Source organism: Ferruginibacter sp. (genome assembly GCF_031430955.1).
Taxonomy (GTDB): Bacteria; Bacteroidota; Bacteroidia; order Chitinophagales; family Chitinophagaceae; genus Ferruginibacter.
Window position 1 is genome coordinate 1 of the sequence record NZ_JANPCM010000026.1, and the last position, 6,380, is coordinate 6,380.

Below are 6,380 nucleotides of genomic sequence, written 5' to 3' on the forward strand. Positions count from 1 at the left end.
CAAGTCAAAATAAATAACTCAAACATCTTCATAATAAGCAATTATTTTTTCAATTCATTTATTTGTACCTGCGGCACCAAAACTTTATTGCATTTTTCCACTACAATTTCTTTGGGCACAGTAAAAGAAACTGTTTTAATAATTTTATCTGATGATGATCCAACTTTTACAATATAAGTTCCTGCATCGGTAACCCAACTGGTACGTTCGGTATCAAAAGAAGCTAAATCTTTTGCAGCAATTTCAAATTGCAGCGTTTGCTTTTGCCCAGGCTGCAGCAAATTAGTTTTGTCAAAGGCTTTTAATTCCATTGCAGGTTTTTGTAATTTTTTTGATGGCGCAGTTATATACAATTGCACCACTTCTTTACCGGCAACATTGCCTGCATTTTTTACCTCAACAGTGGCAATAATTTTTCCATTAAATGATGCTGCATTTAATTTAAAATTACTGTATTCAAAATTTGTATAGCTTAAACCATACCCAAAAGCATAAGCCGGTTTTACGTTAAATGTATTGTAATAACGGTAGCCAACATATACACCTTCTTCGTAAGTTACTTCTGCAGGAATGGCTTTCATACCTAACATTCCGGTAGTGGCTTTTTCTGGAAATTCAATACCGGGAAAATTTTTACCGGTAATATCATCTTCATACTTTACAGGAAATGTGGTGGCTAATTTGCCACTTGGGTTTACTTTGCCACTTAAAATATCGGCCACTGCATTGCCGGCTTCCAGGCCAGGCTGCCATGCAAGTAATACAGCATCCACTTTATCTTTCCAGCTTGCTGTTTCAATTACACCGCCTGCATTAATTATTACAATTACTTTTTTATTTTTTGCATGAAAAGCATTGCTCACATTATTTATCAAATCAATTTCTGATTGTTTTAAATTAAAATCGTTTTCCACTTTTCTGTCAGCGCCTTCGCCGGCATTTCTTCCAATAGTAATAATAGCTATATCGGATGCTGCTGCCTTGCTATTAATTAATTTATTATCTGCCACAAATTCCGGAGCATACGGTGTGGGGTTCATAAATTCTTCAAAGAATGATTTTTTTGGATGCCTGGCTTTATAATCATCCAGGTAAGAGGAATAAATATTTTTTACATCCCCATCTACGGTATAACCGGCATTGGTTAATCCATGCACCAGCGAAATGGTATATTCTTCATTTACATCACCACTGCCGGTACCACCACTTATAAAATCATAAGAAGTATTACCAAAAGCCGTAATTTTTTTTGTTGCTTTAGCAATGGGCAAAGCCATGCTTTTATTTTGCAATAAAATCATACCATCAGCTGCTGCAGTTCTGGCAATCATTGCATGAGCTTTTAAATCCGGTTTATTGCTAAAGGCATCTTTTTTATAAGTGTGCGTACCTAAAATATAATTCACAATACGCTCTGCATTGGCATCTACTATTTTTATATCTAATGAGCCATTGCTCAGTGCTTCGGTTATTGCTTTTTTCTGATTTGCAGTACCGGGCATCAGTAAATCATTGCCGGCTTTCATTTGCGCTACGGCATCTTTGCCACCAAACCAATCTGTCATTACCAATCCTTTAAAGCCCCATTCTTTGCGCAAAATGGTTGTTAATAAATCATAAGATTCTGAAGTATAAGTACCATTAACATAATTGTATGAACTCATTACCGTCCAGGGATTAGATTCTTTAACTGCAATTTCAAAACCTTTTAAATAAATTTCCCTGATGGCTCTTTCCCCTGCTATTACATTAACAGTGTTTCTGTTTCTCTCTTCATTATTTAATGCAAAATGTTTTATGGAAACACCTACGCCATTACTTTGTATACCGTTTACAATTGAGGCAGCCATCTTTCCTGTAACCAAAGGGTCTTCAGAATAATATTCAAAATTTCTCCCGCCCAAAGGGTTGCGGTGAATGTTCATGCCCGGGCCTAAAATAACATCAATACCATATTCTTTTACTTCATTACCCATTGCTGCTCCAACCTGCTGTATCAATTTAGTATCCCAGGTGCTTGCCAGTAAAGTGGCTACCGGCCATGCCGTGGCATAGTAAGTATTTTTATCGTCTTTTCTTGTTGGGTCAATGCGTAAGCCAGCAGGCCCATCAGACACAATAGTATTAGGTAAATTAAGGCGGCCAATAGAATAAGTGGTTCCGGCAGCACCGGGTACACCATCGGTAATTTGGCCTACACCTGTTCCGCTGCTCATATTCATTCCGGGCAAATTCATTCCCATACCAACAACAAGATTTACTTTTTCTTCCAGCGTTAGTTGCTGTACAATTTCTTTTGCATTTTTACTTTGAGCGAAGACTAAAATTCCACTTAAAAAGCAGATGAGTGAGAAAGATATTTTTTTCATTGTGCAAGTTTTAATTTATCATTGTGTTATTATGACACAATGATAAATATTTTTTGTCGTTTATAAAAATTTATTTTTACTCTGCTGGCAGAACTTTACTTTTACTTATGGGTTTTAAAGGAGAAATAGCTGACCATTTTTTAAATGGGCACCAAAAATACCTTCGCAATATTTCTGTGGACTGTATCATTTTTGGTTTTCATGAAAATGAACTTAAAGTATTGCTGTTGAATGCAAAATATGCAGGACAATGGGCTTTGCCCGGAGGCTTTATTGAAAAAGAAGAGCATATGGATGAAGCAGCAAAACGCATTTTAAAACAGCGTACCGGGCTGGATGATATTTTTTTACAGCAGTTTCATGTATTTAGTACTCCTGATCGTTCTACAAAAAAAATTAATACCCAATTTTTAAAAACTACCGGAGTTTCCATAAAAGATTCCTGGATGTTTGAGCGTTTTATTTCTGTTGGCTATTGGGCTTTGGTTGATTTTACAAAAGTAAAACCTGTTGCAGATGTTTTTTCTGCTGCCTGCGAATGGTTTAATATTCACACTATACCTGAATTAATTTTAGACCACAATGATATTTTGCAAAAAGCTTTAGAAAATTTACGGGCACAATTAAATTACCATCCTATTGGTTACAACCTGCTGCCCGAAAAATTTACTATGCCCGAATTACAAAAATTATACGAAACCATTTTAGACAGAAACTTAGACCGTAGAAATTTTCAGCGTAAAATTTTTGGTACCGGCATTTTAAAAAAATTAGAAGAAACTAAAAAAGGAGTAGCGCATAAAGCACCTTATTACCACAAATTTGATCTGCGTAAATACCAGAAGGCTTTAAAGGGAGGAATGGGGTTTGAGTTGTAAATTATTTAAATCAAATTTTCAAACTTATTTTAATAATGAATCGAAAACATTTCCTCTCTTCAATCCTGCCTGCAGGTGCTATACTTAGTTCGAGAGAAAATTTAAAAACATTTAACGAACCTGATATTCCCCTTAAAATACCGCCTTACTTAAAAAAAGGAGATATTATTGGCATTACCTGCCCTGCCGGTTTTATTATTTTAGAAGACATACAACCTGCCGTAAACAAAATAAAAGAATGGGGGTTTGAAATTAAGATTGGCGGCACAGTAGGTAAAAAGGATTTTACGTTTGGCGGAACCGATGAAGAAAGGCTGCAGGATTTTCAGCAAATGCTGGATGATAAAAAAATAAAAGCTATTATGTGTGCAAGAGGTGGCTATGGTGCCATAAGAATTATTGATGCACTGGATTTTAAAAAATTTACTGCACATCCAAAATGGATTATTGGTTTTAGTGATATTACCGTAATGCACTCTCATCTTAATAAAAATTTTGGCATTGCATCTATACATTCTAAAATGTGCAACAGTTTTCCTGCAGACTGGAGCAAAGCAGAACCGGTGCAAATTGAAACCATTGAATCAATACAAAAATGCCTGAGTGGAGAAAAAATGATTTACTCAGCAACGCCAAACGAAAAAAACAAAACAGGCATTGCAGAAGGTATTTTAATTGGTGGTAATTTAAAAACTTTAGAAACACTTGCCGGCAGTAAAAGTGATATTAATACGGATGGTAAAATTTTATTTGTAGAAGATACCGGCGAATATTTATACAGTATCGACCGCATGTTCTGGAATTTAAAACGCAGCGGCAAATTAAATAAACTTAAAGCATTAATTATTGGCGGCTTTAAAGTAAAACCTGCAGACACACCCGAAGAAGAATTTGGAAAAAATTTGTTTGACATTGTTTTAGAAAAAGTAAAGCAATACAATTACCCTGTTTGCTTTGATTTTCCTGTGGGCCATCAGAAAAATAATTTTGCGTTGAAGTGTGGCATAAAGCACCAGCTTTCTATAAATACTAAGGCTGTAACGCTAAAAGAAATCTAAAGTATTTTGTATATTTGATAAAACATAAAGCTATGGCAAGCGAAATAATTGATAAAGACTATGTTACTGTTAGGGTACCTAAAAGAATAGGCACGAGTGGTATTAAAAGGATCAAAGAATATATTCAGTTTTTAGAAAACAATGGAGGTGTTCCAAAAAAAATCTCTCAAAAAACAATTAATGAAATTTCAAGAAAAATTAATAGAGAAGCCTGGGACAAATTGAAGAAAAAAAGAGGGCTTAGTCTGAAATGACAATACTTGTTGATAGCAATATAATAATTAGTGCTTGCTTAGAATCTAAAAGCGAACTCTTCAAAATAATCACTACCCCTTACTCCCATTTAGATTTTGCCACTCCTCATTTTGCTTTAAAAGAAATTATAAAAAACCAAGATGGAATTTGCAGAAAGATGAAAAAGAGCCTTGAGCTATTTCAGAATAACCTATCTGTTTTACTCGACTGTTTATTTGTTTTACCTGATGAAGATTTGTCAAATAAAAATATAATAGAGGCTGAAAATTTTACTGCCAGCATAGATATTGATGATACTATTTTTATAGCATTTTCCATGGCACTTGATTTACTTTTATGGACGGGTGATTTAAAACTTCGTAACGCTTTAAAGAGAAAAGGCTTTAAAAATGTAATTATTACAAAAGAATTAAAACAAATCATTAAAGGTTTATGATAAAAATTCCTCCTTATTTAAAAAAAGGCGACACCATTGGCATTACCTGCCCTGCAGGTTTTATGGCTGCAGCAAAAGCACAAACCTGTATTGATACTTTGCAACGATGGGGTTACCAGGTAATGGTGGGCAAAACATTAGGCAGTAACTCAACAAATTATTTTAGCAGCACCGATGAAGAACGTAGAGATGAATTACAAGCCATGCTGGATGATGTAAATATTAATGCTATTTTATGTGGCCGTGGCGGCTATGGCGTGGGTAGAATTATTGATAAGCTTGATTTTACAAAATTTAAAAAGAAGCCTAAGTGGATTATTGGCTTCAGTGACATTACTGTTTTGCATTCACACATTTACACTAATGTAAAAATTGCCAGCTTACATGCATCCATGGCCGCTGCATTTAACGAAGGCGAAAATGAATTTATACAATCTTTACAAAAAGCATTGGCTGGTAAAAAAGCAACTTATAAATTATCGCCCCATCCATTCAATAAAAACGGAACAGCAATTGGCGAATTAGTAGGTGGCAACCTTAGTTTGTTAGCGCATTTAACCGGCACATCATCTGACATTAACACAAAAAATAAAATTTTATTTATAGAAGATATTGGTGAGCAGATTTACAGCATCGACAGAATGATGTACCAATTAAAACGCAGCGGAAAATTAGATAATCTGGCAGGCTTAATTATTGGCGGCTTTACCGATATAAAAGATACCGACAGGCCATTTGGCAAAACAGTATATGAAGTAATACAGGAAATTGTTGCAGCATACAGTTACCCCGTTTGCTTTAATTTTCCGATTAGCCACGGCAAAGAAAATTATGCATTAAAAGTAGGAGTAAAATATAAATTAGCAATCACCAAAAAGCAAACTGCACTATCTGAGATTTAAAAGGCTGTCCAGTTTTGTTTTATACAAATTAAATGTTGCCAAATTATGATGCGTACCCTCTTCAACAGTAATAAATTCATCAGCAGGTTTTAAAACAGTTTTTAATTTTGCTGCACATCGGTATGGTATAACGCCATCATCGGTGCCATGAAAAATAGTAATAGGGCATGTAACATCCTGTAAATATTTGTAAGCAGGAATTTTATAAGTTGACATTCTTTCTGTTGGATAAATAAATGCGTAACAGCCAAACAAATCAGGAATGCTGTAGTATGGCGTTTCTAAAATTAATTGTTTGCAATTAGTTTGTGATGCAACATAAGCTGCAATGCCGGTACCAAAAGATTTGCCATACAAAATAATACTGTCTTTCCCATATTTACTCAATGCCATTTTTTGAATAACTAATGCCTGCTGGTACATTTTTTTTTCTGTTCTTTCACCGGTGCTTTTTCCAAAACCGGGATAATCTTCCATCCACA

The 6,380-nt window shown here is 34.8% G+C and carries 7 protein-coding genes; 5 read left to right on the forward strand and 2 right to left on the reverse strand.

The window, feature by feature from the left end; genetic code table 11:
* Nucleotides 1-41: 41 nt before the first annotated feature.
* Complete coding sequence (locus ACY65O_RS00670; protein ID WP_462218918.1) at nt 42-2,369, reverse strand: glycoside hydrolase family 3 C-terminal domain-containing protein; 2,328 nt, start codon at nt 2,367-2,369, stop codon at nt 42-44.
* A gap of 107 nt (nt 2,370-2,476) precedes the next feature.
* Here ACY65O_RS00670 and ACY65O_RS00675 point away from each other — a divergent pair, with 107 nt between their 5' ends.
* From ACY65O_RS00675 to ACY65O_RS00695, 5 genes are read left to right on the forward strand one after another with little or no spacing between them, the layout of a single operon-like run.
* Nucleotides 2,477-3,247: an NUDIX hydrolase gene (locus ACY65O_RS00675; protein WP_462218919.1), complete on the forward strand. Its 771-nt coding sequence runs from the start codon at nt 2,477-2,479 to the stop codon at nt 3,245-3,247.
* Nucleotides 3,248-3,282: 35 nt separating this feature from the next.
* Nucleotides 3,283-4,305 carry a S66 peptidase family protein gene (locus ACY65O_RS00680; RefSeq protein WP_462218920.1) on the forward strand — a complete coding sequence of 341 codons (1,023 nt, stop codon included), beginning with the start codon at nt 3,283-3,285 and terminating at the stop codon, nt 4,303-4,305.
* A gap of 32 nt (nt 4,306-4,337) precedes the next feature.
* Entirely contained in the window at nt 4,338-4,559 is a 222-nt protein-coding gene (locus ACY65O_RS00685) for a hypothetical protein (RefSeq protein ID WP_462218921.1), read from the forward strand.
* Nucleotides 4,556-4,996 carry a PIN domain-containing protein gene (locus ACY65O_RS00690; RefSeq protein WP_462218922.1) on the forward strand — a complete coding sequence of 147 codons (441 nt, stop codon included), beginning with the start codon at nt 4,556-4,558 and terminating at the stop codon, nt 4,994-4,996. Before ACY65O_RS00685 ends, ACY65O_RS00690 begins: the two co-directional genes overlap by 4 nt.
* A complete protein-coding gene (locus ACY65O_RS00695) occupies nt 4,993-5,898 on the forward strand; it encodes a S66 peptidase family protein (RefSeq protein ID WP_462218923.1) in 906 nt (301 codons plus the stop codon). The genes ACY65O_RS00690 and ACY65O_RS00695 overlap by 4 nt, the downstream gene beginning before the upstream one ends.
* Here the strand turns inward: ACY65O_RS00695 and ACY65O_RS00700 are convergent.
* A partial coding sequence (locus tag ACY65O_RS00700) for an alpha/beta hydrolase (protein WP_462218924.1) occupies nt 5,884-6,380 on the reverse strand: 497 nt, incomplete at its 5' end. The genes ACY65O_RS00695 and ACY65O_RS00700 overlap by 15 nt on opposite strands.

Bases quoted from the DNA above. Each gene is read 5' to 3' on its own strand.
- ACY65O_RS00670 (WP_462218918.1), bottom strand. From the start codon at position 2,369: ATGAAAAAAATATCTTTCTCACTCATCTGCTTTTTAAGTGGAATTTTA.
- ACY65O_RS00675 (WP_462218919.1), top strand. From the start codon at position 2,477: ATGGGTTTTAAAGGAGAAATAGCTGACCATTTTTTAAATGGGCACCAA.
- ACY65O_RS00695 (WP_462218923.1), top strand. From the start codon at position 4,993: ATGATAAAAATTCCTCCTTATTTAAAAAAAGGCGACACCATTGGCATT.
- ACY65O_RS00690 (WP_462218922.1), top strand. From the start codon at position 4,556: ATGACAATACTTGTTGATAGCAATATAATAATTAGTGCTTGCTTAGAA.
- ACY65O_RS00680 (WP_462218920.1), top strand. From the start codon at position 3,283: ATGAATCGAAAACATTTCCTCTCTTCAATCCTGCCTGCAGGTGCTATA.
- ACY65O_RS00685 (WP_462218921.1), top strand. From the start codon at position 4,338: ATGGCAAGCGAAATAATTGATAAAGACTATGTTACTGTTAGGGTACCT.